Origin of the sequence: Thiohalophilus sp. (assembly GCF_031581315.1) — a bacterium.
Taxonomy (GTDB): Bacteria; Pseudomonadota; Gammaproteobacteria; order UBA6429; family Thiohalophilaceae; genus Thiohalophilus.
In genome coordinates, this window is sequence record NZ_JAVLAZ010000028.1 from 25,305 (window position 1) to 26,655 (window position 1,351).

The window sequence follows — 1,351 nt, forward strand, 5'->3', positions numbered from 1 at the left end:
GGGTCTGTGACGGAAGGTCCGTCGGCCGGGCGGCCGACGGATGAGCAGGTTAACGCAGGTAGAGGAACAGGGCCCCGTTACCGCGACGGAGATTGAGCAACAGTTGTGAGCTGTTGCCGATCACATCGCGCATGTCGGCCACGCTTTTGACCGGCTGGCGGTTGATCGAGACGATGACATCGTTGGGGCGCAGGCCGGCACTCCAGGCCGGGCTGCCCTGCTTGATCTCGCTGACCAGCACGCCTTCGATACGGCCGTACAGACGATGATCTTCGGTAATATCCGAGAAGCGGGCGCCGGTGAGATGGGCATGCAGTTTCTCACCGCCCTGGGCATGCTGGCTGCCCGGTTTTTCAATGGTAGCGGTTAGCGAGAGGCGCTTGCCTTCGCGCAATACCTGCATGTTCACCTCGCTGCCGATGGGCAACAGGCCGATACTGTTACGCAGCGTGTTGGCGTCACGTATCGGCTTGCCGTCGATCGCGGTCACTATGTCGCCGGCCTGCAGCCCGGCCTTGTCCGCCGGCGAGCCGTCATTTACCTGGGTGACAACCGCCCCCTCACCCTGCTCGAGACCGAAGGCCTGGCCCAGTTCGGGCGTCAGATCCTGGGCCTGGGCGCCAAGCCGGCCACGGCGAACCTCGCCAAATTCCACCAGCTGGGCCATGATCTTGCGGGCCATATTGACGGGAATCGCAAAGCCGATACCGATATTGCCGCCGGAGCGGGAGAAGATGGCGTTGTTGATGCCGACCAGCTCGCCGTTCAGGTTGACCAGGGCACCGCCGGAGTTACCGGGATTGATCGAGGCGTCGGTCTGGATAAAGTCCTCGTAACCCTGAATGCCCAGGCCGCTGCGATCCAGCGCACTGACGATGCCGGAAGTCACCGTCTGGCCGAGGCCGAAGGGATTGCCGATGGCCACCACGAAATCGCCCACCCGCAGACTGTCCGAATCGGCCAGCGGAGCGGCGGTCAGGTTATCGGCGTCGATCTTGATGACCGCCACATCGGAGTCGGGGTCGGTGCCGATCAGTTCGGCATCGTAGCTGTTGCCGTCTCGCAGGGTGACCTTGATCTGATCGGCGTGTTCGATCACATGGTTGTTGGTCAGGATATAACCCTTGTCGGCATCGACGATGACCCCGGAGCCCAGGCTCTGGGTGCGTCGTTCGCGGGGCACCTCGGGCATATCGAAAAAGCGGCGAAAGAAGGGATCATCCAGCAGCGGATTGCCCTGCACCCGCACCCGGCCGGTGGTGGCGATATTGACCACCGCCGGGGTGACCTTCTCCAGCATCGGCGCCAGGCTGGGCAGCTCTTTGCCCTGGCTGTCGTGGGTGGGCAGCGC

1 protein-coding gene is annotated in these 1,351 nt (G+C 63.4%); it reads right to left on the minus strand.

Annotated elements, in window-relative coordinates; all coding sequences use genetic code 11:
* Window positions 1-49 precede the first annotated feature (49 nt).
* A partial coding sequence (locus tag RI563_RS05950) for a DegQ family serine endoprotease (RefSeq protein WP_411293567.1) occupies window positions 50-1,351 on the minus strand: 1,302 nt, incomplete at its 5' end.